Source organism: Ruegeria sp. AI3, assembly GCF_056541245.1.
In genome coordinates this window covers 38,438-57,320 of sequence record NZ_JBQFYA010000018.1, presented here as the reverse complement: position 1 = coordinate 57,320, position 18,883 = coordinate 38,438, and the positions used below count along the sequence as shown (strand labels likewise).

General features: G+C 60.4%; 21 protein-coding genes. 15 read left to right on the top strand and 6 right to left on the bottom strand.

Translation table 11 applies throughout. From position 1 onward, the window contains the following. Window positions 1-110 precede the first annotated feature (110 nt). Entirely contained in the window at window positions 111-494 is a 384-nt protein-coding gene (locus tag ACRZ95_RS21160; RefSeq protein WP_170644204.1) for a hypothetical protein, read from the top strand. Here the strand turns inward: ACRZ95_RS21160 and ACRZ95_RS21155 are convergent, their stop codons facing one another. Beyond that, complete coding sequence (locus ACRZ95_RS21155) at window positions 495-1,592, bottom strand: cystathionine gamma-lyase (RefSeq protein WP_170680962.1); 1,098 nt, start codon at window positions 1,590-1,592, stop codon at window positions 495-497. It lies immediately after the preceding gene. 3 nt (window positions 1,593-1,595) lie between these two features. Beyond that, complete coding sequence (locus tag ACRZ95_RS21150; protein WP_170459791.1) at window positions 1,596-2,438, bottom strand: LOG family protein; 843 nt, start codon at window positions 2,436-2,438, stop codon at window positions 1,596-1,598. Between the two features lie 79 nt (window positions 2,439-2,517). Here ACRZ95_RS21150 and ACRZ95_RS21145 point away from each other — a divergent pair, with 79 nt between their 5' ends. The 3 genes from ACRZ95_RS21145 (at window position 2,518) to dapD (ending at window position 5,010) form a co-directional block, all read left to right on the top strand. Next, complete coding sequence (locus tag ACRZ95_RS21145; RefSeq protein WP_170680964.1) at window positions 2,518-3,429, top strand: threonine/serine dehydratase; 912 nt, start codon at window positions 2,518-2,520, stop codon at window positions 3,427-3,429. A 44-nt stretch (window positions 3,430-3,473) separates the two neighbouring features. After that, a complete protein-coding gene (locus ACRZ95_RS21140) occupies window positions 3,474-4,073 on the top strand; it encodes a GntR family transcriptional regulator (RefSeq protein ID WP_170556267.1) in 600 nt (199 codons plus the stop codon). A gap of 109 nt (window positions 4,074-4,182) precedes the next feature. Then, window positions 4,183-5,010, top strand: a complete 828-nt coding sequence (gene dapD / locus ACRZ95_RS21135; RefSeq protein WP_170680966.1) for a 2,3,4,5-tetrahydropyridine-2,6-dicarboxylate N-succinyltransferase — start codon at window positions 4,183-4,185, stop codon at window positions 5,008-5,010. A gap of 51 nt (window positions 5,011-5,061) precedes the next feature. Here the strand turns inward: dapD and ACRZ95_RS21130 are convergent, their stop codons facing one another. Continuing rightward, window positions 5,062-5,397: a cupin domain-containing protein gene (locus ACRZ95_RS21130; protein ID WP_170680968.1), complete on the bottom strand. Its 336-nt coding sequence runs from the start codon at window positions 5,395-5,397 to the stop codon at window positions 5,062-5,064. A 98-nt stretch (window positions 5,398-5,495) separates the two neighbouring features. Here ACRZ95_RS21130 and ACRZ95_RS21125 point away from each other — a divergent pair, with 98 nt between their 5' ends. The 11 genes from ACRZ95_RS21125 (at window position 5,496) to ACRZ95_RS21075 (ending at window position 16,743) form a co-directional block, all read left to right on the top strand. Then, the gene (locus ACRZ95_RS21125; RefSeq protein ID WP_170375977.1) at window positions 5,496-5,840 is read left to right on the top strand and encodes a hypothetical protein; all 345 of its coding nucleotides are present in this window, start codon (window positions 5,496-5,498) and stop codon (window positions 5,838-5,840) included. Window positions 5,841-5,910: 70 nt separating this feature from the next. Then, window positions 5,911-7,296 carry a trypsin-like peptidase domain-containing protein gene (locus tag ACRZ95_RS21120; RefSeq protein WP_170680970.1) on the top strand — a complete coding sequence of 462 codons (1,386 nt, stop codon included), beginning with the start codon at window positions 5,911-5,913 and terminating at the stop codon, window positions 7,294-7,296. 3 nt (window positions 7,297-7,299) lie between these two features. Continuing rightward, window positions 7,300-8,613: a replication-associated recombination protein A gene (locus tag ACRZ95_RS21115; RefSeq protein ID WP_170680972.1), complete on the top strand. Its 1,314-nt coding sequence runs from the start codon at window positions 7,300-7,302 to the stop codon at window positions 8,611-8,613. Between the two features lie 94 nt (window positions 8,614-8,707). Continuing rightward, window positions 8,708-9,514 (top strand): crotonase/enoyl-CoA hydratase family protein, encoded by an 807-nt coding sequence (locus ACRZ95_RS21110; protein WP_170680974.1) that lies wholly within the window; start codon window positions 8,708-8,710, stop codon window positions 9,512-9,514. Between the two features lie 117 nt (window positions 9,515-9,631). After that, window positions 9,632-10,675: an RluA family pseudouridine synthase gene (locus ACRZ95_RS21105; protein WP_170680976.1), complete on the top strand. Its 1,044-nt coding sequence runs from the start codon at window positions 9,632-9,634 to the stop codon at window positions 10,673-10,675. Then, on the top strand, window positions 10,672-11,343 hold the full coding sequence (locus ACRZ95_RS21100; protein WP_170680978.1) for an HAD-IA family hydrolase: 672 nt from the start codon (window positions 10,672-10,674) through the stop codon (window positions 11,341-11,343). The genes ACRZ95_RS21105 and ACRZ95_RS21100 overlap by 4 nt, the downstream gene beginning before the upstream one ends. 4 nt (window positions 11,344-11,347) lie before the next feature. After that, window positions 11,348-12,055 (top strand): ATP12 family protein, encoded by a 708-nt coding sequence (locus tag ACRZ95_RS21095; RefSeq protein WP_170680980.1) that lies wholly within the window; start codon window positions 11,348-11,350, stop codon window positions 12,053-12,055. 207 nt (window positions 12,056-12,262) lie between these two features. Next, window positions 12,263-13,279: an amino acid ABC transporter substrate-binding protein gene (locus tag ACRZ95_RS21090; protein WP_170375963.1), complete on the top strand. Its 1,017-nt coding sequence runs from the start codon at window positions 12,263-12,265 to the stop codon at window positions 13,277-13,279. Window positions 13,280-13,404: 125 nt separating this feature from the next. Further along, window positions 13,405-14,637: an ABC transporter permease subunit gene (locus ACRZ95_RS21085; RefSeq protein WP_170680982.1), complete on the top strand. Its 1,233-nt coding sequence runs from the start codon at window positions 13,405-13,407 to the stop codon at window positions 14,635-14,637. 3 nt (window positions 14,638-14,640) lie between these two features. Then, window positions 14,641-15,939 carry an amino acid ABC transporter permease gene (locus tag ACRZ95_RS21080; protein WP_170662995.1) on the top strand — a complete coding sequence of 433 codons (1,299 nt, stop codon included), beginning with the start codon at window positions 14,641-14,643 and terminating at the stop codon, window positions 15,937-15,939. 12 nt (window positions 15,940-15,951) lie between these two features. Continuing rightward, window positions 15,952-16,743: an amino acid ABC transporter ATP-binding protein gene (locus ACRZ95_RS21075; protein ID WP_170528808.1), complete on the top strand. Its 792-nt coding sequence runs from the start codon at window positions 15,952-15,954 to the stop codon at window positions 16,741-16,743. A 45-nt stretch (window positions 16,744-16,788) separates the two neighbouring features. Here ACRZ95_RS21075 and ACRZ95_RS21070 read toward each other — a convergent pair whose 3' ends face one another. The 3 genes from ACRZ95_RS21070 to argB are packed head-to-tail and all read right to left on the bottom strand — an operon-like array spanning window position 16,789 to window position 18,839. Beyond that, complete coding sequence (locus ACRZ95_RS21070) at window positions 16,789-17,286, bottom strand: histidine phosphatase family protein (protein WP_170680984.1); 498 nt, start codon at window positions 17,284-17,286, stop codon at window positions 16,789-16,791. Next, window positions 17,283-17,957, bottom strand: a complete 675-nt coding sequence (locus tag ACRZ95_RS21065; RefSeq protein WP_170680985.1) for a ferredoxin — start codon at window positions 17,955-17,957, stop codon at window positions 17,283-17,285. The genes ACRZ95_RS21070 and ACRZ95_RS21065 overlap by 4 nt, the downstream gene beginning before the upstream one ends. Before the next feature lie 18 nt (window positions 17,958-17,975). Next, window positions 17,976-18,839, bottom strand: a complete 864-nt coding sequence (gene argB / locus ACRZ95_RS21060; RefSeq protein WP_170680987.1) for an acetylglutamate kinase — start codon at window positions 18,837-18,839, stop codon at window positions 17,976-17,978. Window positions 18,840-18,883: the final 44 nt, after the last annotated feature.

Sequence of the window (18,883 nt, the reverse complement as noted above, 5' to 3'; positions counted from 1 at the left end):
TCATGCGATTTCAACCGACCAAAAGGAAGAGGCAATTGAATTGGCTCGAAAAATCCTACAGGTTTGATAATATCTGCATGTCTGTACCTGTTCATACACGGAGAGCCTGAATGTCGCGCAGAATCAAATCCGCTCTGGCCCTGCTGGCCGGGAATGCCATCGGCCTGTTGCTGGCGTCGCTCATTTTGAACGGCTTTGCCATCAAGCCGATCTCATTCATCGTTGTGGTTCTTGTGTTCACCGTCGTTCAGGTGATTGCCGAGCCGCTGATCCTGAAACTGGGGGAAAAGAAGGCGCCGGCCCTGAAGGGTGGGATCGCGTTGATCGTGACCTTTGTGGGTCTCCTGGTCACCGACCTGATTGCCTCGGGGCTGACGGTTGGGGGTGTTTCCAACCTGCTGGCCGCAACGCTGTTGGTCTGGCTGGGGGCGTTGATCGCCAGCGTGGTGCTGCCGATCTACGTGTTCAAAGAACTGCGCGAAGCGAAGAAATAGTCAGAGCGCGTTCAGGCTGGCCTCGAACGCCTGCCAAAGCTCATCAACCGGCTCACACCCGACCGAAAGGCGGATGAAGGCGGGGTCGACAGCGTCACCCCACCGCGCGCGGCGCTCGGCCGAGCTGTGAACGCCGCCGAAAGACGTGGCGGGCCGCAGCAGAGGGCAGGTGTTGATGAAGGCCTCGGCCTTGTCCTCGCTTTCCAGCGTCAGCGAGAGCAGGAACCCGAACCGCGTGGTCTGAGCTTGCGCCAGCGCGTGGGACGGATCGTGCGACAAGCCGGGATAGCGGATGTGCTTGACGGCCGGATGCGCTGCCAGGCGCTCAGCCAGCACCTGGGCCGAGGCGCACATGCGATCAAAACGCACGTCCAGAGTCTCGAGCCCGCGATGCAGAAGCCATGCTTCGTGTGGTCCGGGAATTGAGCCTGAGACGCGGCGCCATTCCTCGACCCGCTCCATGATCTGCGCGTCGCGGCTGGCGACGTGGCCCATCAGCATGTCCGAGTGCCCACCGATGGCCTTGGTGTCCGAGGACACGACCACGTCGATGCCCAAATCCAGCGGGCGCTGGCCCAGAGGTGTCAGGGTCGTATTGTCGGCAATGGTGATGCCTCCGGCAGAGCGAACCTGTTTGGCTACATCCGCAAGGTCAATCATGTCGAGGCCGGGGTTCGAAGGGCTTTCGACGAAGACCACGTCGAAGCCCTCAAACCCTCCGTCGGCAAAGCCCGTGGTCGGCCGTTCTTCGACCGCAACGCCCAGTCGGGACAAGAACCTGTCCGCCAGCAGGCGCGTCACGTAGTAGCCATCCGATGGGATCAACAGGCGCGAACCGGCCTGAACGGTTGCAAACAAAGCGGCCGAGATGGCCGCCATGCCCGACGGGAAGCTGAGGCAGGGCGCGTCCTCAAGATGGGACAAGACATGTTCCAGATGCACCCAGGTCGGGTTGTCGACGCGGCCATAGGTGGCATGCCCATCCGGCAGGCCAGGCAGGTGGTACATGCTGCTTTGGGTCAGCGGCAGGGCGACGGGTTCGCCCTTTTCCAACGCGTTGCCACGCAGGTGAAGCATTTCTCCGGGTTTGTTGGCCATGGCTCAGCGTCCCGGAATGGCGTCGCGAGGCGGGGCGGGTTCCCAGTTTTCGATGATCTCAACCGCTTCTTGCGCGGTGTCGACAAAGCGGAACAGGTCGAGGTCTTCGTCCGAGATCGTGCCCGCATCGGCCAGCGCTGACCAATTGATGACCTTTTCCCAGAATTCGCGACCAAACAGCAGGAAGGGCACACGCTCCATCCGTCCCGTTTGGATCAGGGTGAGGGACTCGAACAGTTCATCCATCGTGCCAAAGCCGCCGGGGAAGATGGTGATGGCACGAGCGCGCATCAGGAAATGCATCTTGCGGATGGCGAAATAGTGGAAGTTGAAGCTGAGGTCCGGCGTCACATAAAGGTTCGGCGCTTGTTCATGCGGCAGCACGATGTTCAGACCGATGGAGCACCCACCTGCATCTTGCGCGCCGCGGTTTCCGGCCTCCATCACGCCGGGGCCGCCACCCGTGACGATGACGTTTTCGCGGCAGCCAGTTTCGTTCGATTTCTCGGTCATAAGTCGCGCGAACTCGCGCGCCTCGTCGTAATACTGGGACAGACCGGCAAGCGTTTCGGTGCGGGCGGTGTGTTTCTGCGACGGTTCCGGAATACGCGCGCCGCCAAACATGACGATGGTCGAGGTGATCTCACGCTCGCTCATGATCATCTCGGGTTTCAGCAGTTCCAGCTGTAGACGCACCGGGCGCAGCTCATCGCGGCACAGGAATTCCTCATCGGCGAAGGCAAGGCGATAGGCCGGAGACCGCGTCTGGGGCGTGTCCGGCACCTCGCTCGCGGTCGAGCGGTCGGTCTGCGCGTCGCGGAAAGGGCTGTGGCGGTCTTCTCTCATTGGTGAACGATCCCTGCTTGCGTGTTTGACAAACAGCTATAGGGTTCGCGGGCAGAGTGCCAGTCACGGAAAGACAAGAATGGATTGGAAGACGGAAATTCAGGCGGCAGCAGAACGTATTGCCGGACACGCGCAGACAACCCCGGTGATGGAGAGCCATATTCCCGGCTATCCGGTCGAGCTGAAGCTTGAGCATATGCAGCACACTGGCAGCTTCAAGGCGCGCGGCGCGTTCAACACGCTGCTGAGCATGGAGGTGCCACAAGCAGGTGTTGTGGCGGCCTCGGGCGGTAATCACGGGGCGGCGGCGGCTTATGCGGCGCGTGCGCTAGGGCATCCGGCCAAGATTTTTGTGCCAGAGATCGCGGGCCCGTCCAAGATTGCCCTGATCGAACAGATCGGCGCGGATCTGAGCGTTGTGCCCGGCGAATATGCCAACGCGCTGGCGATGGCGCAGGCGCATGAGGACAAGACCGGCGCAATGCAGATCCACGCCTATGATGCACCTGCTACGGTCGCCGGACAGGGCACCTGCTTTGCCGAATGGGAGGCGCAGGGGCTGGAGGCCGATACCGTCCTGATCGCCGTGGGCGGCGGCGGGCTGATCGCGGGCGCTCTGGCCTGGTTTCAAGGCGCACGCAAGGTCGTGGCGGTCGAGCCTGAGACCTCCTGCGCTTTGAACGCCGCCTTGCAGGCCGGTGAGCCGGTGGATGTGTCGGTTTCCGGCGTTGCGGCCAACGCGCTGGGCGCGCGGCGGATCGGGTCGATCTGTTTTGAACTGGCGCAAGGGATGGAGTCGGTGCTGGTCTCCGATCAGGCCATATCTGAGGCGCAGCGCGTGTTGTGGCAAGCGCATCGTATCCTTGTCGAACCCGCCGGAGCCGCCGCCTTGGCGGCGTTGATGTCGGGGGCCTACACGCCAGAGCCGGGCGAACGCGTCGCCGTTCTGATCTGCGGTGGGAACATTGCGCCGGACCCGCTTGCAGGCTGAATTATCGCCTTGTGAAAACAGGTTGAGGATTTTATCTATAATTCATGAGCGCAACGATTGCCGACACAATCTACGAAAATCTCAGGCAGCAGATCATCACCGGTGATCTGAACGCCGGTGAGAAGCTGCGCCAGGATCATATCGCCAAGGCCTTTGAGACCAGTCACGTCCCCGTGCGCGAGGCTCTGCTGCGGCTCGAGGGGCATGGCCTTGCCAAAAGCGAACCGCGGCGCGGTATGCGGGTCGCAGTCCTCGACCCGGCCGAGGTGCGCGAAGTGGTCGAAATGCGCGTGGTGCTTGAGCCTTTGGCCCTGCAGCATTCCGTGCAGAACATGACGCCCGGTGATGTGAAGCGCATGGATGAGGCGCGGATGGCGTGTGACGAGGCGCAGACCATGCCGGACTGGGAAACACGTAACCGGGTCTTTCACCGGACGCTCCTGACGCCCTGCGGCATGCCGCGTCTGCTGCATACGATTGATGACCTTCATATCGCCAGCGCACGCCACTTGTTTGCCCATTGGCGACCCAAGTGGAAACAGCGCGTCGACAAGGATCATCTGGCGATTGTTCAGGCGTTGAAACACAAGGATCTTGCCGCGGCAACGACCATCCTGATCCGCCATATCCGCCGCGCTAGCTGAGGGTCGGACAATTCCGCCGCAAAAGAGCCCCTGTTCGTCGCATTGCGCCGTGGGCTTGGCTTTCGTATAGGCCACACCGACACGAACAGATTCTGTAGGGAGACGCCCAATGTCCAATGCGCAACTGGAAGCCGCCATCGAATCCGCCTGGGAGGCGCGCGATACGATCACGCCCGCAACCACAGGCGAACAGCGCGACGCCATCGAAGACACGCTGAACGCGCTGGATAGCGGCGCTTTGCGCGTTGCGGAAAAGCTGGACAGCGGTGACTGGCATGTCAACCAGTGGGCCAAGAAAGCAGTTCTGCTGGGCTTCCGTATCAAGGACATGGAAATTCAGACCGGCGGCCCTCAGGCCGGTGGTTGGTGGGACAAGGTGGACAGCAAGTTCGCCGGTTGGAGCGAAGACCACTGGAAGGCCGCCGGTTTCCGTGCCGTGCCCAACTGCGTTGTCCGCAAGTCGGCCTATATCGCGCCGGGCGCAGTACTGATGCCGTCTTTCGTGAACCTCGGCGCCTATGTCGACGAAGGCACCATGGTGGATACATGGGCGACCGTCGGGTCCTGCGCACAGATCGGCAAGAACGTTCACTTGTCGGGCGGCGTCGGGATCGGCGGCGTGCTAGAGCCGATGCAGGCTGGCCCCACCATCATCGAAGACAATTGCTTCATCGGCGCGCGCTCTGAGGTGGTCGAAGGCTGCATCGTGCGCGAAGGCTCAGTTCTGGGCATGGGTGTGTTCATCGGGAAATCGACCAAGATCGTCGACCGTGAGACCGGCGAGGTCACCTATGGCGAGGTTCCGCCTTATTCCGTGGTCGTTGCAGGCTCGATGCCGTCCAAGAACAACATCAGCCTCTATTGCGCGGTGATCGTGAAACGGGTGGATGAAAAGACCCGCTCGAAAACCGGGATCAACGAATTGCTGCGAGACTAAGCGCATTTCATCGAAACGATTGGCCGCAGCCCTGTGCTGCGGCCTTTTTTGTTAGGCTTTGACAGGATAGCGGTCCGGCTCTTCAAACACGTCGATCACGCGTGAGCCTGCCTTGATCTTACCGCCATGCTCGACGCCGTCCGGGATGGAGTAGCTGTCGCCAGGGCGATAGATTCGGGTCTCCGTCCCTATCGTCAGCTCTACCTCACCTTCGATGACAGTGCCCCATTGGGCCTTGTGGGCGTGCATCGGCAGTTCAAAATCCTTAAGGAAAGTGAAAAACGCCACCAGCCCGGCATCAGAGCGGATCACGGCTGTTTGCACGACGTCCTCGGGGAAGGGAACGTCAAGGCTGGGAAAGTCGGTAATGAAAACTGGAAAGGTCATCAAACATCCCTAGTGGCTTGTGAAAATACCACTATGCAGAGTTGTCAGCTCCATGCAAATGCTTGACCGTGCAAGGGTGCAGGTCTATGGCCCCCTGCATGGAAAAGCAAAAGAAACCCTCTCGTCAGCAAGTCTATACCCTGCTCGTGCAGATCGGCCGCAAGGAGGGCGACGGCCTGCCAGACGGCGCGACCGGAGCGGCCCTGATGTGCTTTGCCAGTGGCGTGGACGAGGCAGAGGCCGTGCGTGAAACGGTTGCGATCCTGAAACAGGCCGACACGGCCCCTCTGGACGTGACCGGCTATGGCACATTGGCCGAGCGCGAGGCGCAGGGGCATGACATCGACCCTGATGAACGCGCCTTGATGCAGCGGGCACTGGACGAGAACGCGGTCATTGTCGCGCAGATGACGCCGTTTTTTGACGAAGGTGCAAAAGGCTGACGACTGGCCTTCTTGCATTGACGATCCGCTCGGCGCATATCCAGAGGGCTTTACTGGATTGAGGTTCCTCATGCGTCGCTGGATTTTCATCGCTGTTTCGGTTGCACTTGCCTCGGTCGCCCATGCCGAGACGCGCGTTCCTCAATCCCAAGCCGAAATCTCGCTTGGTTTTGCCCCTGTGGTGAAAGAGGCCGCGCCTGCGGTTGTGAACATCTATGCCAAGATCGTGCGGCAGGGGCGCTCGCGGCCGTTATTCTCGGACCCGTTCTTTCAGGATTTCTTTGGCCGCGGATTTGGAGAGCCTCAGCAGCGGGTCCAGAACTCGCTGGGTTCTGGCGTGATCTTGTCCGAGGATGGATATGTGGTGTCGAATTACCACGTGGTCGGCTCGGCCACTGAAATCCGTGTGGTCACGACAGACCGGCGCGAATTCACCGCCGAGGTGGTTTTGGGCCATGAGGAAAGCGATATCGCGATCCTGCGGCTGGAAGAGGCTCAGGACCTGCCCTTCCTGAACATGCGCGATTCGGATCACGTTGAGGTGGGCGAATTGGCCTTGGCGATCGGTAACCCGTTCGGGATCGGGCAGACGGTGTCCTCGGGCATTATATCGGGATTGGCGCGCACTGGCACGGCGACCGGGAACGCGCGCGGCTATTTTCTTCAGACCGATGCGGCGATCAACCCGGGCAACTCGGGCGGGGCTCTGATTGACGTGAATGGCGATCTGATCGGGATCAACACCTCGATCCTGACGCGGTCTGGTGGTTCAAACGGGATCGGTTTCGCCATCCCCGCCAATCTGGTGGCCGAATTCCTGCGGCAGGCGCAAGCTGGCAATGAAGTTTTTGTCAGCCCCTGGGCGGGTATGAGTGGCCAGCACATGAGCGCCGACATTGCCGAGTCTCTGGGTCTGGTGATCCCTATGGGCGTTGTGATCTCAGATTTGCACGACCTCAGCCCTCTGGCCGAGGCCGGGCTGCGAGTTGGCGATGTGGTCACACATGTGGACGGGGATGAGGTGAACTCTCCGGCCGAGATGAAATTCCGCATGTCCGTGGCGGGGGTCGGCGGCACCTCCGTTCTGACCCGCTTGCGCGGTGAGGAAAGCGACGACATCGAAGTGGCGCTGATCCGTGCGCCCGATACGCCGGATGCCGAAAAGACGACCTTGGATGAAAGCACAGTGCTGCCCGAACTGACCGTCTCGGGCGTCAACCCTGCTGTGATCATTGATCTGGGGCTTAAACTATCCCAATCCGGTGTCGTTGTTGTAGATCCCGGCCCATACGGCGCCCGCGCGGGTCTGCGTGTCGGCGACGTTCTGGAGGCGATCAATGGCGCAGACATCGCGCGCCCTAAGGACGTGGTGCACGCGTTGACCGATCCGGGTCGCAGGATCAACATGCTGATCCAACGTGGCGGCCGCAGCCTGTCCCTGCGATTCCGGCTGTAGCGCATGAGCGATCTGTTCGATACCGGCGCGGCCGAGCCAGCTGCGAACCCGCACCGCCCCTTGGCGGATCGCCTGCGTCCACAAACGCTGGCCGAAGTGATCGGGCAAGAGCAGGTTCTGGGCCCTGATGCGCCCTTGGGGGTCATGCTGGCCTCAGGCAGCCTGTCCAGCCTGATTTTCTGGGGGCCTCCGGGCGTTGGAAAAACGACCATCGCGCGATTGCTGGCGCAGGAAACCGATCTGCATTTCGTTCAGATCAGCGCGATCTTTACCGGTGTGCCGGACCTGAAAAAGGTGTTCGAAGCGGCAAAGATCCGGCGTCAAAACGGACAGGGGACGTTGCTGTTCGTGGATGAGATCCACCGCTTCAACAAAGCCCAGCAGGACGGGTTTCTGCCCCATATGGAAGACGGAACCATCCTGCTGGTCGGGGCCACGACCGAAAACCCGTCGTTCGAGTTGAACGCCGCGGTTTTGAGCCGATCGCAAGTTCTGGTACTGGAGCGCCTGAGCCTTGTTGATCTGGAACGTCTGACCCAACGGGCCGAGAAAGAGCTGGGCAAAGCGCTCCCCCTGACGCCTGCCGCACGTGATGCACTGCACGAGATGGCGGACGGTGACGGGCGAGCTTTGCTGAACCTGATCGAACAGGTCGCCGCGTGGAAGGTTGACGCACCGCTGGACTCGGATGCGCTGTCGACGCGCCTGATGCGGCGCGCGGCGAAATACGACAAATCCAGCGATGAGCACTACAACCTGATCTCAGCCTTGCACAAATCGGTGCGCGGTTCAGACCCGGACGCAGCGCTCTATTGGTTTGCGCGGATGCTGACCGGGGGCGAGGACCCGCGTTATCTGGCCCGTCGGATCACCCGCATGGCGGTTGAGGATATCGGTCTGGCCGACCCTCAGGCGCAGGTGATCTGTTTGCAATCGTGGGAGACTTATGAACGGCTCGGCTCGCCCGAGGGAGAGCTGGCGCTGGCGCAGGCACTCGTCTATCTGGCGCTGGCGCCGAAATCGAACGGGGCCTATGTGGGCTACAAGGCCGCGATGCGCCTGGCGAAGCAATCGGGCAGTGAGCCGCCGCCCAAGCATATCCTGAACGCGCCCACTTCGTTGATGAAGGATCAGGGCTACGGCGACGGTTACGCCTATGACCACGATGCAGAAGATGGGTTCTCGGGTCAGAACTACTTCCCCGAGACGATGAAGCGGCCTGTGCTGTATCAACCAGTCGAACGTGGGTTCGAGCGTGAGTTGAAGAAGCGGCTGGACTATTTCGCCAAGCTGCGCACGCAGCGCAACAGCGGGTAACGCAGGGTCAATTTCGCGCTGCCGTGGCGTCACAGGCGACAGGTGGCACACATCCGGCTTCCCTTGGGTCAATGACCATGAGGGAGGACATGTCATGCCCGTTTCCATAGACAAAACCGAAGACGTTTGGACCATCATCCATGACCGGCCCGAGGCGCGGAACGCTGTTGACCCGGATCACGCGAAGGCTCTGGTGGATGCGTTTCTCGAGTTCGAACACGGCCCTGCAAAGGTTGCCGTTTTCTGGGGGAAGGGGGGCAATTTCTGCGCCGGGTGGGACTTGAAGCTCGCCGCCAGCCTGTCTGACCCTGAACTGGGTGAGGCCTATTACGAGAAACACAGTTTTCCTATTGGATCCGCCACCTCGACGCTCGGGCCAATGGGGCCATCTCGGCTGGAATTGTCAAAGCCAGTCATCGGAGCCATCGACGGTGCAGCCGTGGCCGGTGGGATGGAGTTGGCCTTGTGGTGCGACATACGGGTGATGGCTGAGACGGCTTACCTTGGGGTTTTTTGTCGCCGCTGGGGAATTACTCTGATGGACGGCGGCACAGTTCGCTTGCCGCGCTTGGTTGGGCAGGGCAAAGCGCTTGAGATCGCTCTGACCGGGCGCAAGGTTGATGCTGAGGAGTGCTATCTGATCGGGTTGGCAGAGAAAGTCGTGCCGCATGGAGAAGCGCGGGCCGCTGCCGAGGCCATGGCCTACGACATCGCCCGTTTCCCGCAGGAGGCTGTGCGGGCCGACCGGCGCTCGATCATCGAAACGCGTGGGATGTCGGTGCGCGATGGGCTTAAGGTTGAATGGGCCAACGGTCTGGAGGCGATCCGGCGCGAGGGGACCGCAGGCGCAGGGCGGTTCCGAGACGGGGCCGGGCGACATGGGGATTTCTTGAATATCTGAAACACCTACGATTGCTTGACTCTCGACCCGTTGCAGGCCACAGACGCGCATGTTTTCTAGGATAGTGGTAACAGGATACTCTGGGCGGATCGGCCGCGCGGGACAAGGGGCGATGGCATGAGTGGCGTGCAGATGATTACGGTCGCAGAAGGTGACGGAGACCAGCGTGTGGATCGTTGGCTGCGCCGCCTGTTTCCGCATGTCAGCCAGGGGCGGATCGAAAAAATGTGTCGCAAGGGTGAGTTGCGTGTGGATGGCAGCCGCGCCAAGGCCTCGACCCGGCTGGAGGTTGGGCAGGTCGTCCGAGTGCCCCCGCTGCCGGATGCCGATCACAAGCCTGCCGAGGTGAAGCGCAGCGTGTCCGAGGCCGATGCGAAGATGATCCGGTCCTGCGTGATCTATCGTGACGATCACGTTTTGGCACTGAACAAACCGCACGGCTTGCCGGTGCAGGGCGGCAGCGGCCAGACCCGCCACGTCGACAGCCTGTCTGAGGCTTTGCGCTTTGGCTATGATGAGAACCCGCGGCTGGTCCATCGGCTGGACAAGGACACCTCGGGCGTTCTGCTGCTGGCCCGCACGCGAGAGGCTGCAAAGGGGCTGACTGCTGCCTTCCGCCACCGCGATACACGCAAGATCTATTGGGCGCTAGTCGCCGGTGTGCCGACGCCCTATCTGGGCGAGATCAAGACCGGTCTGGTCAAGGCCTCGGGCCATGGCAAGCAGGGCGAGGGTGAGAAGATGATCCCCGTCCATATGGGCGACATCGACAGCACGCCGGGGGCGAAGCGGGCGCATACCCACTACGCAACGCTCTACCGTGTCGCGGGCCGCGCCGCTTGGGTTGCGATGGAGCCGATCACGGGCCGGACTCACCAGTTGCGCGCGCATATGGCCGCGATCGGGCATCCGATCATTGGCGACGGCAAATATGGTGGCTCGGGTCAGGAAAACCTCGGCGATGGCTGGGGCGCGCAATTGGGTGGGATTATCAGCAAAAAGCTGCACCTGCACGCACGGCGCCTGTCTTTCCAGCACCCGATGACCCGTAAGCCGATCACGGTCGAGGCCCCTCTGCCCGAGCACATGAAGCACAGCTGGGACACGTTTGGCTGGACCGAAGACCTTGCCGCCGACGACCCCTTCGAGGAGCTGCAATGAGCGCACCGCTGCGTTTGGTCCTGTTCGATGTCGATGGCACGCTGGTCGACAGTCAGGGCAGCATCGTCCATTCGATGACGACCAGTTTTCAGGCCGCCTCGGTCGAGGTGCCAAGCCGCGAGGCCATTCTGTCGATTGTTGGTCTGTCTTTGCCTTTGGCCATTGCGCAGCTTGTGCCACAGCAGTCGACGACGGTTCAGGCGCAATTGGTAGAAGGGTACAAGCAGGCCTATCACGCGCACCGGCTGGATCTTGGCGCGGCGAGTTCCCCCCTTTATCCCGGTGCACGCGATGCGATCGAAGCCCTGCATGCGGTGCCCGAGATTCTGCTGGGCGTCGCCACCGGCAAATCGCAACGCGGTCTGGATGCGCTGATCGAAGCGCATGGGCTGGAGCGCTATTTCGTAACCCGTCAAGTGGCGGATCATCACCCCTCAAAACCTCATCCCTCGATGGTTCAGACTGCGTTGGCGGAAACCGGTGTTGAGGCTGCGCATGCGGTCATGATCGGGGATACCAGCTTTGACATGGACATGGCCGCCGCTGCAGGCGTGACCGGGATTGGGGTGTCGTGGGGGTACCACGACACTGCTGCGCTAAGTGCGGCCTCTTGTGTGATTGAAACATTCGACCAGCTGCCGGATGCGCTGGCCACTCTTTGGAAGTGAAGACATGAGCGACTGGAAACCGAAACGCTTTTGGACAAACAGCACCGCGGTCGAGGCCGAGGATGGCTATACGGTCGAGCTGGATGGCCGCCGGGTCAAAACGCCGGCCAAGGCCGCATTGATTCTGCCGACCAAAGCGATGGCCGAAGCCGTCGCTGCTGAATGGGATGCGCAAGACAAAGAGGTGGACCCGACCACCATGCCCTTTACCCGCTCGGCCAATGCGGCGATTGACAAGGTGCGCATCCAGCACGGCGAAGTAGCGGATATGCTGGCGGACTATGGCGACTCCGATCTGCTGTGCTATCGCGCCACCCATCCTCAGGAACTGCAGGAGCGTCAGGCCGCAGACTGGGATCCCGCGTTGGACTGGGCCGCCGAGACCCTGCAGGCCCGACTGATTCCCGTGGCGGGTGTACTGCACCGACCCCAATCGGCTGAGGCATTGGTGCAGTTGCGTCAGCAGGTCCATGCGCTGGACGCGTTTCAGTTGGCGGCTTTCCACGATTTGGTCAGCTTGTCTGGGTCGTTGATTCTGGGATTTGCGGCGGCGCAGGGTTGGCGCAAACCGGACGAGATATGGCGCATTTCGCGACTTGATGAGGCCTGGCAGATCGAACAATGGGGCCATGATGACGAAGCCCACGCCGTGGCGGAAACAAAGAAAGCCGCGTTTTTGCACGCCAAGACCTTCTTCGATCTCTCTGTTTGATCCTTCCAACGTTGGTTTTTTTACGCATCTGCCTAATCGAGAGGCGGAGACCCATCGTTTTCCCTGATCCGACCCTTGACGTTTGTTTATGAATGCGACCAAACTCAAGCCCACTAAAGGGGAGACACCTTTGGGGTAACCTTTCCGGCATCCACTATGCCGGGCAGAGCCGCCCTTACCGGGGCGGAAAATCAGGAAGAGGTAAAAATGAAAAAATCCGTAATCTTGGGCGCGGCAACAGTGGCCGGTCTGGCCGCAGGTGCTGCCGCGGCGGGAACTGTAGACGACGTCAAGGCGCGCGGCACTCTGAACTGTGGTGTGACCACCGGTCTGGTTGGCTTCGCTGCACCTGACGCGAATGGCGAATGGAAAGGCTTCGACGTATCGCTGTGCCGTGCCGTTGCCGCCGCTGTTCTAGGTGACGCAAACGCAGTTGAATTCGTTCCGACAACCGGCAAGACGCGCTTCACCGCTCTGGCCTCGGGCGAGATCGACATGCTGGCCCGTAACACCACATGGACCTTCAGCCGCGACGTCGACCTGAAGTTCGAATTCACCGGCGTGAACTACTATGACGGTCAGGGCTTCATGGTTCCCAAGGCGCTGGGCGTAAGCTCGGCCAAGGAACTGGACGGCGCAACCGTCTGCATCCAGACCGGCACTACCACCGAGCTGAACCTGGCCGATTTCTTCCGTGCCAACAACATCAGCTACGAGCCGGTTCCGATCGAAACCAACGCCGAAGCGCAGCAGCAGTACTTGGCTGGCGCATGTGACGTTTACACCACCGACGCTTCGGGCCTGGCCGCAACCCGCGCCACGTTCGAAAACCCTGGTGACCACGTCCTGCTGCCCGAAATCATCTCGAAAGAGCCGCTGGGCCCGCTGGTCCGTCACGGCGATCACGAGTGGGGCGATGTTGTCCGCTGGACCCTGAACGCACTGGTCTCGGCTGAAGAGCTGGGCGTGACCTCGGCAAACATCGACGAGCTGGCAGCTGGGACCGACAACCCGGAAGTCAACCGTCTGCTGGGCACCGAAGGTACTCTGGGCGAGATGCTGGGTCTGGACGCTCAGTGGGCCATGCGCGCCATCAAGGCGGACGGCAACTATGGTGAAGTGTTTGCCAAGAACATCGGTGAAGAAACTCCGATCGGTCTGGCACGCGGCCTGAACGCTCAGTGGACCGAAGGCGGCCTGCTGTACTCGCCGCCTTTCCGCTAAGACATCCACGGAGAAGGGCGCAGGACATCCTGCGCCCTTTTTCACTAAAGCTTACGCGAACGGACGCAGAGCGGGGACAACCTCGCCATAAAAACAAAGTCCGCTAGCTACGGGGATTCCAAAATATGTCGACTATGACTGACCCGCCGAAAGCTGATTTTCGGCTGTCGATGCTCATAAACGATACCCGCTACAGATCGCTGACCTTTCAGGTGATCGCGGCTATCGCCATTGCGCTATCCATTTGGTATCTGGGCAACAACCTGATCCAGAACCTTCGGGCCGCCGGCCTGAACATATCCTACACATTCCTCGGCGATTCCGCCGGGTACGACATCAACCAACGTCTGATCGAATATGACAGCCAGTCCTCGCATGGGCGGGCTGCGGTTGTGGGGCTTTTGAACACGCTGCTCGTGGCGTTTCTGGCCTGTATCACCGCAACAATATTCGGAGTGATCGCCGGGGTTCTGCGGCTTTCGAACAACTGGCTCGTCTCAAAGCTGATGGCGGTCTATGTCGAGATCTTCCGCAACATTCCGGTTCTGATCTGGATCATCATCATCTTCACGATCATGACGGCCGTTCTGCCGGGGCCGCGGGCGTTCCGCGGTGACAACCCGACGTCGAGCATGCTGTTTGATGCCTTCGCCTTCACCAACCGTGGGGTCTATATCCCCCGTCCGGAATTCGCGTATGGCCTGTTCAGTGCAACCATTCTGAACTGGCTGCTGGTGATTGCCGGTCTGGTCGGATCATGGTTCGCCTCGCGCGAGATCGAAAAGCGGGCGACCAAGAAGCAGGAAGAGACCGGTGAACGCCCCAGAACGCTGCTGGTGAAGCTGGGCGTCTGGCTGGTGCCGTTTGCGTTGCTGATGGTTCTGATGGGCCTGACTTGGGACATTCCCGCGCTGAAGGGCTTTAACTTCAGCGGAGGTATCAAGGTTGGTGGTCCTCTGATCGCTTTGTGGTTCGCTTTGTCGATCTACACTGGGGCCTTCATCGCGGAAAACGTGCGGGCCGGTATTCAGGCGATCTCAAAAGGTCAGACCGAGGCTGCGGCCGCTCTGGGTCTGCGTCAGGGTCGGATCATGAATCTGGTCATTCTGCCGCAAGCGCTGCGGGTGATTATTCCGCCGCTGATTTCGCAGTATCTCAACATCACCAAAAACTCGTCTCTGGCGATTGCCGTGGGCTACGCGGATATCACCGCGACGCTGGGCGGTATCACCCTGAACCAGACCGGTCGTGCGATCGAATGTGTTCTGCTCTTGATGCTGTTCTACCTCACCGCCTCGCTGGTAATCTCGATGGTGATGAACGTCTACAACGCATCCGTCAAGTTGAAGGAGCGCTGAGCCATGGCCGATCAAACAACCAATCCGATCGCTTTCGTGGCCGAAGGTACCATCCCTCCCTCTCCGCCCCCGGCGAATGAGACGGGCGTGGTCAAATGGCTGCGTGAGAATCTGTTCTCTGGCGTTGCCAACACCATCCTGACGGTTCTGTCGCTGATCCTGATCTACATCCTTCTGAAGAACACGTTGCCGTGGATTCTGAACGGGGTGTGGAATGCGAACTCGCTGGCAGAGTGTCGAGAGATTCTGGGTGGCAAGACAGGCGCGTGTTTCGCGGTTCTGACCGAACGCTGGCCACAGCTGATCTACGGCTTCAAATACCCGGTTGACGCTTACTGGCGCCCCAACCTGGCCTTTGTGCTGATGCTGGTGGCCTTTGCGCCGGTGCTGTTTTTCGACCTGCCGCGGAAGATGCTGATCTTCACAGCGCTCTACCCGTTCATTGCATTCTGGCTGATCTGGGGTGGCACCATTCTGGTCCCGCTTGTGGCTCTGCTGGGTTGCGTCGCGGGCGGCGCGGTTTTCCAGAAATTCGGCAAGAACAGCTTTGCGGCCGGCTTCTTCGGGGCCATCGTTGTGGCGCTTGTCGTTTGGAATGTCGGCGGAGCGCTGATACCGGAAGGTGCTTCTGAAGACGCGATGCTTACAGCTGTTCCCAGCCGTGATCTTGGTGGCTTCATGCTGAATATGATGCTGGGTGTCACCTGTGTGTCACTGTCGGTTCCGCTGGGCATCGCCCTGGCACTGGGCCGCCAGTCCGACATGCCGCTGATCAAGTGGGTGAGCGTTATCTTCATCGAATTCATCCGTGGCGTGCCTCTGATCACGCTGCTGTTTGTGGCTTCGGTGATGCTGGCCTACTTCTTCCCGCCTGACAGCACGGTCGACCTGTTCCTGCGCGTTGTGATCATGATCACCATGTTCTCAGCCGCCTACATCGCCGAGGTGATCCGCGGCGGTCTGGCAGCGCTTCCACGTGGACAGTATGAAGCAGCAGACAGCCTTGGTCTGGATTACCCTCAGGCGATGCGTCTGATCATCCTGCCGCAGGCTCTGAAGATTTCGATCCCTGGTATCGTGAACGTGGCCGTTGGCCTGTTCAAGGACACCACACTGGTTTCGGTCATTTCGATGTTCGATCTGGTGGGCATGATCCGGGGCCCCATCCTGGCGTCAACCGAATGGAACGGCGTCTATTGGGAACTTCTGGGCTTTGCCGCGCTTCTGTTCTTCGTCGTCTGCTACGGCATCTCTCAATATTCTCAGTGGCTCGAGCGTCGCCTTGCCACCGATCATCACTAAGGAGTTCAACACATGTCTGAACTTGCAATTGACCGCGAAATCGACCGCTCGAAGATGCAGGTGAGCGACGAGGTCGCCATCGACATTAGCGGAATGAACAAGTGGTACGGCTCGTTTCACGTGCTGCGCGACATCAATCTAACCGTCAACCAAGGCGAGCGGATTGTTATCGCGGGCCCGTCCGGCTCGGGCAAATCCACCCTGATCCGCTGCCTGAACGCGCTGGAAGAACACCAGCAGGGCAAGATCGTGGTGGACGGGATCGAACTGTCGAATGACCTGAAAAACATCGACAAGATCCGGTCCGAGGTTGGTATGGTGTTTCAGCACTTCAACCTGTTCCCGCATTTGACCATTCTGGAGAACTGCACGCTGGCCCCGATTTGGGTGCGCAAGACGCCCAAGAAAGAGGCTGAAGAGCGCGCGATGCATTTCCTTGAAAAGGTGAAGATCCCCGATCAGGCGTTAAAGTACCCGGGTCAGCTTTCCGGTGGTCAGCAACAGCGTGTGGCGATTGCCCGCTCGCTCTGCATGATGCCGCGGATCATGCTGTTTGATGAACCGACATCGGCGCTGGACCCCGAGATGATCAAAGAGGTGCTCGACACCATGATTGAGCTGGCCGAAGAAGGCATGACCATGCTCTGTGTGACCCACGAGATGGGCTTTGCCCGTCAGGTCGCCAACCGCGTGATCTTCATGGATGCCGGCCAGATCGTGGAACAGAACGAACCGGAAGAGTTCTTCAACAACCCGAAGAGCGAACGCACCAAGCTGTTCCTCAGCCAGATCCTCGGACATTGATCGAGATTACATCAAAGGAAAGGCGGGGTTTTGCCCCGCCTTTTTTCATTTCAGAAGCTCGCGCGGGATCGCGAAGCCCAAGACCTTGCCGCTTTGCTTCTGGATGTCAGACCACCTGTCGATCTCAAACTGGATTACCGTTGTGGCGCAGGTCGGGTAGTCGTCGAACCGAGCGTGCTCGGGCGCGGTTTCGACAAGCTGAGCCGCGAATTGGGCAATACCGGGGTTGTGACCCAGCATCATCACGGTTCGGCCTGTTGCCGTCTTTAACTCAGCCAGCATCGCATCCGGCCCCGCCAGATAGAGGTCATAGGCGTAATAGGCATTTTCAGCATTCAGACCCATGTGGTCCCAAGTCTCGCGCGTGCGGACAGAGTTCGAGCTCAGAAGTTCATCCGGAACCCAGCCGTTATTCTTGAGCCAAGATCCAATCGCCGGGGCTGACGCTCGCCCACGTTTGTTCAGTGGTCTCTCATGATCGCTAAGGTTGGGGTCATCCCAGCTGGACTTGGCATGGCGGGTCAGGATCAGGGTGTGTGTCATGACGGATGAAAGGCCCTCATATGATGTGCGGATTGGTCCGGGTCTCGGCCTGCGCGGGTGCTGACAGGGCAGGAGAGGCGCGCGAGGCATCCTCCGGTCATGCAGACCTGCCCCTCGGGCGTGGCAAGGTGAGCGTGGCAGGCGTCGACATTGTAAAAGCTTTGATCATTCAGCGCACCCACCGGGCAGGTCTGCGTGCAAGGCGCTGGGCATGAGGTGCAGGGCGAAGGGGCGATTGCTTGGGGAATCGCGAATTCATCGTCGAAATGAAGCGCGCCGCGCAATGAGATCATCATGCCCATCTGGTCATGTACCAGCGCGCCCACCGGGCTGCTGAAGGTTCGCCCGGATTTCAACGCCCAGTCAATGAACGGCGCGTATGGAGGGCCGCCGAAGGGAAAATGCGCCTCGGCGCCCAATTCCTGTGCCAATTGCCCAACCACACGGAGTGACCAACGATCTACCGGGTCCTTGCCCTGCCATTCCGGCGCGGCTTTCAACTGGGGCCAGAACTCGGGCCCTGCGCCCAAAAGGATCAGCGTTCCGCCATCCAGTTGTTTCGCTTGAACCTGACGCGGGTGCAGCGCGCCCATGACGATCAGCCCAACCCGCTGCGCTGCGTGTTCGACACGGTCATAAATGTTGTGAGAGGAGGCGGGCTGTTGGGTCATATCTCCTCCGGTTTGGTATTAGTCGGGGCGTATCAGCGACCCGGCGCCGTGTTCGGTGAACAGCTCCAGCAGGACTGCGTTGGGCGCGCGCCCGTCCAGAATAACCACCGCGCGTACGCCGCTATGCAGCGCATCCAGCGCGGTTTCGGTCTTTGGGATCATACCACCGGCAATGGTGCCTTCCAGAGTCATTTCACGGATCTGACCAGACTTCAGCTCAGTCACCACGTCGCCAGCGGCGTTCTTGACGCCCGAGACGTCCGTCAGCAGCAGCAGGCGGTCGGCTTTTAGCGCCGAGGCGATAGCCCCCGCAGCTGTGTCGCCGTTTACGTTAAAGGTCTCGCCCTCGGTGCCCGCGCCAAGTGGTGCGATGACCGGGATGACGTCATGCGAGAACAGGTCGTGCAGGACCTTGGGGTCCATCTTCGACGGAGACCCCACAAAGCCCAGCGAAGGATCGGTCTGTTCGCAGGTCATCAGGTTGGCGTCCTTGCCCGACAGGCCCACAGCGGTGCCGCCCTGACGGTTGATCGCCTGCACGATCCGCTTGTTCACAAGGCCGGAGAGGACCATCTCGACCACTTCGACCGTCGCTTTGTCAGTGACGCGTTTGCCGCCTACAAACTCGGACTGGATGTCCAGCTGTTTGAGCATCGCGTTGATCATCGGTCCACCGCCATGCACGATCACCGGGTTCACCCCGACCTGCCGCATTAGCACGACGTCGCGGGCAAAGCTGTCCATCGCCTCATCGCTGCCCATAGCGTGGCCGCCCAGCTTTATGACGACAATCGCGCCATCATAGCGCTGCAAATAGGGCAACGCGCTGTTCAGGGTTGCGGCGGTGGCGATCCAATCCCGGTTCATGTCTCGTGTCTTCATGGCTGTCTGTCCTCTGATCCACCCTGTTAGGGCGTTTGAACCGG

What these genes read in the sequence shown, in the direction of transcription:
- dapD (WP_170680966.1), top strand. Translation starts at nt 4,183, where the DNA reads ATGTCCAATGCGCAACTGGAAGCCGCCATCGAATCCGCCTGGGAGGCG.
- ACRZ95_RS21160 (WP_170644204.1), top strand. Translation starts at nt 111, where the DNA reads ATGTCGCGCAGAATCAAATCCGCTCTGGCCCTGCTGGCCGGGAATGCC.
- ACRZ95_RS21110 (WP_170680974.1), top strand. Translation starts at nt 8,708, where the DNA reads ATGCCCGTTTCCATAGACAAAACCGAAGACGTTTGGACCATCATCCAT.
- ACRZ95_RS21150 (WP_170459791.1), bottom strand. Translation starts at nt 2,438, where the DNA reads ATGAGAGAAGACCGCCACAGCCCTTTCCGCGACGCGCAGACCGACCGC.
- ACRZ95_RS21100 (WP_170680978.1), top strand. Translation starts at nt 10,672, where the DNA reads ATGAGCGCACCGCTGCGTTTGGTCCTGTTCGATGTCGATGGCACGCTG.
- ACRZ95_RS21130 (WP_170680968.1), bottom strand. Translation starts at nt 5,397, where the DNA reads ATGACCTTTCCAGTTTTCATTACCGACTTTCCCAGCCTTGACGTTCCC.
- ACRZ95_RS21145 (WP_170680964.1), top strand. Translation starts at nt 2,518, where the DNA reads ATGGATTGGAAGACGGAAATTCAGGCGGCAGCAGAACGTATTGCCGGA.
- ACRZ95_RS21125 (WP_170375977.1), top strand. Translation starts at nt 5,496, where the DNA reads ATGGAAAAGCAAAAGAAACCCTCTCGTCAGCAAGTCTATACCCTGCTC.
- ACRZ95_RS21080 (WP_170662995.1), top strand. Translation starts at nt 14,641, where the DNA reads ATGGCCGATCAAACAACCAATCCGATCGCTTTCGTGGCCGAAGGTACC.
- ACRZ95_RS21120 (WP_170680970.1), top strand. Translation starts at nt 5,911, where the DNA reads ATGCGTCGCTGGATTTTCATCGCTGTTTCGGTTGCACTTGCCTCGGTC.
- argB (WP_170680987.1), bottom strand. Translation starts at nt 18,839, where the DNA reads ATGAAGACACGAGACATGAACCGGGATTGGATCGCCACCGCCGCAACC.
- ACRZ95_RS21155 (WP_170680962.1), bottom strand. Translation starts at nt 1,592, where the DNA reads ATGGCCAACAAACCCGGAGAAATGCTTCACCTGCGTGGCAACGCGTTG.
- ACRZ95_RS21075 (WP_170528808.1), top strand. Translation starts at nt 15,952, where the DNA reads ATGTCTGAACTTGCAATTGACCGCGAAATCGACCGCTCGAAGATGCAG.
- ACRZ95_RS21115 (WP_170680972.1), top strand. Translation starts at nt 7,300, where the DNA reads ATGAGCGATCTGTTCGATACCGGCGCGGCCGAGCCAGCTGCGAACCCG.
- ACRZ95_RS21090 (WP_170375963.1), top strand. Translation starts at nt 12,263, where the DNA reads ATGAAAAAATCCGTAATCTTGGGCGCGGCAACAGTGGCCGGTCTGGCC.
- ACRZ95_RS21070 (WP_170680984.1), bottom strand. Translation starts at nt 17,286, where the DNA reads ATGACACACACCCTGATCCTGACCCGCCATGCCAAGTCCAGCTGGGAT.
- ACRZ95_RS21095 (WP_170680980.1), top strand. Translation starts at nt 11,348, where the DNA reads ATGAGCGACTGGAAACCGAAACGCTTTTGGACAAACAGCACCGCGGTC.
- ACRZ95_RS21105 (WP_170680976.1), top strand. Translation starts at nt 9,632, where the DNA reads ATGAGTGGCGTGCAGATGATTACGGTCGCAGAAGGTGACGGAGACCAG.
- ACRZ95_RS21065 (WP_170680985.1), bottom strand. Translation starts at nt 17,957, where the DNA reads ATGACCCAACAGCCCGCCTCCTCTCACAACATTTATGACCGTGTCGAA.
- ACRZ95_RS21140 (WP_170556267.1), top strand. Translation starts at nt 3,474, where the DNA reads ATGAGCGCAACGATTGCCGACACAATCTACGAAAATCTCAGGCAGCAG.
- ACRZ95_RS21085 (WP_170680982.1), top strand. Translation starts at nt 13,405, where the DNA reads ATGTCGACTATGACTGACCCGCCGAAAGCTGATTTTCGGCTGTCGATG.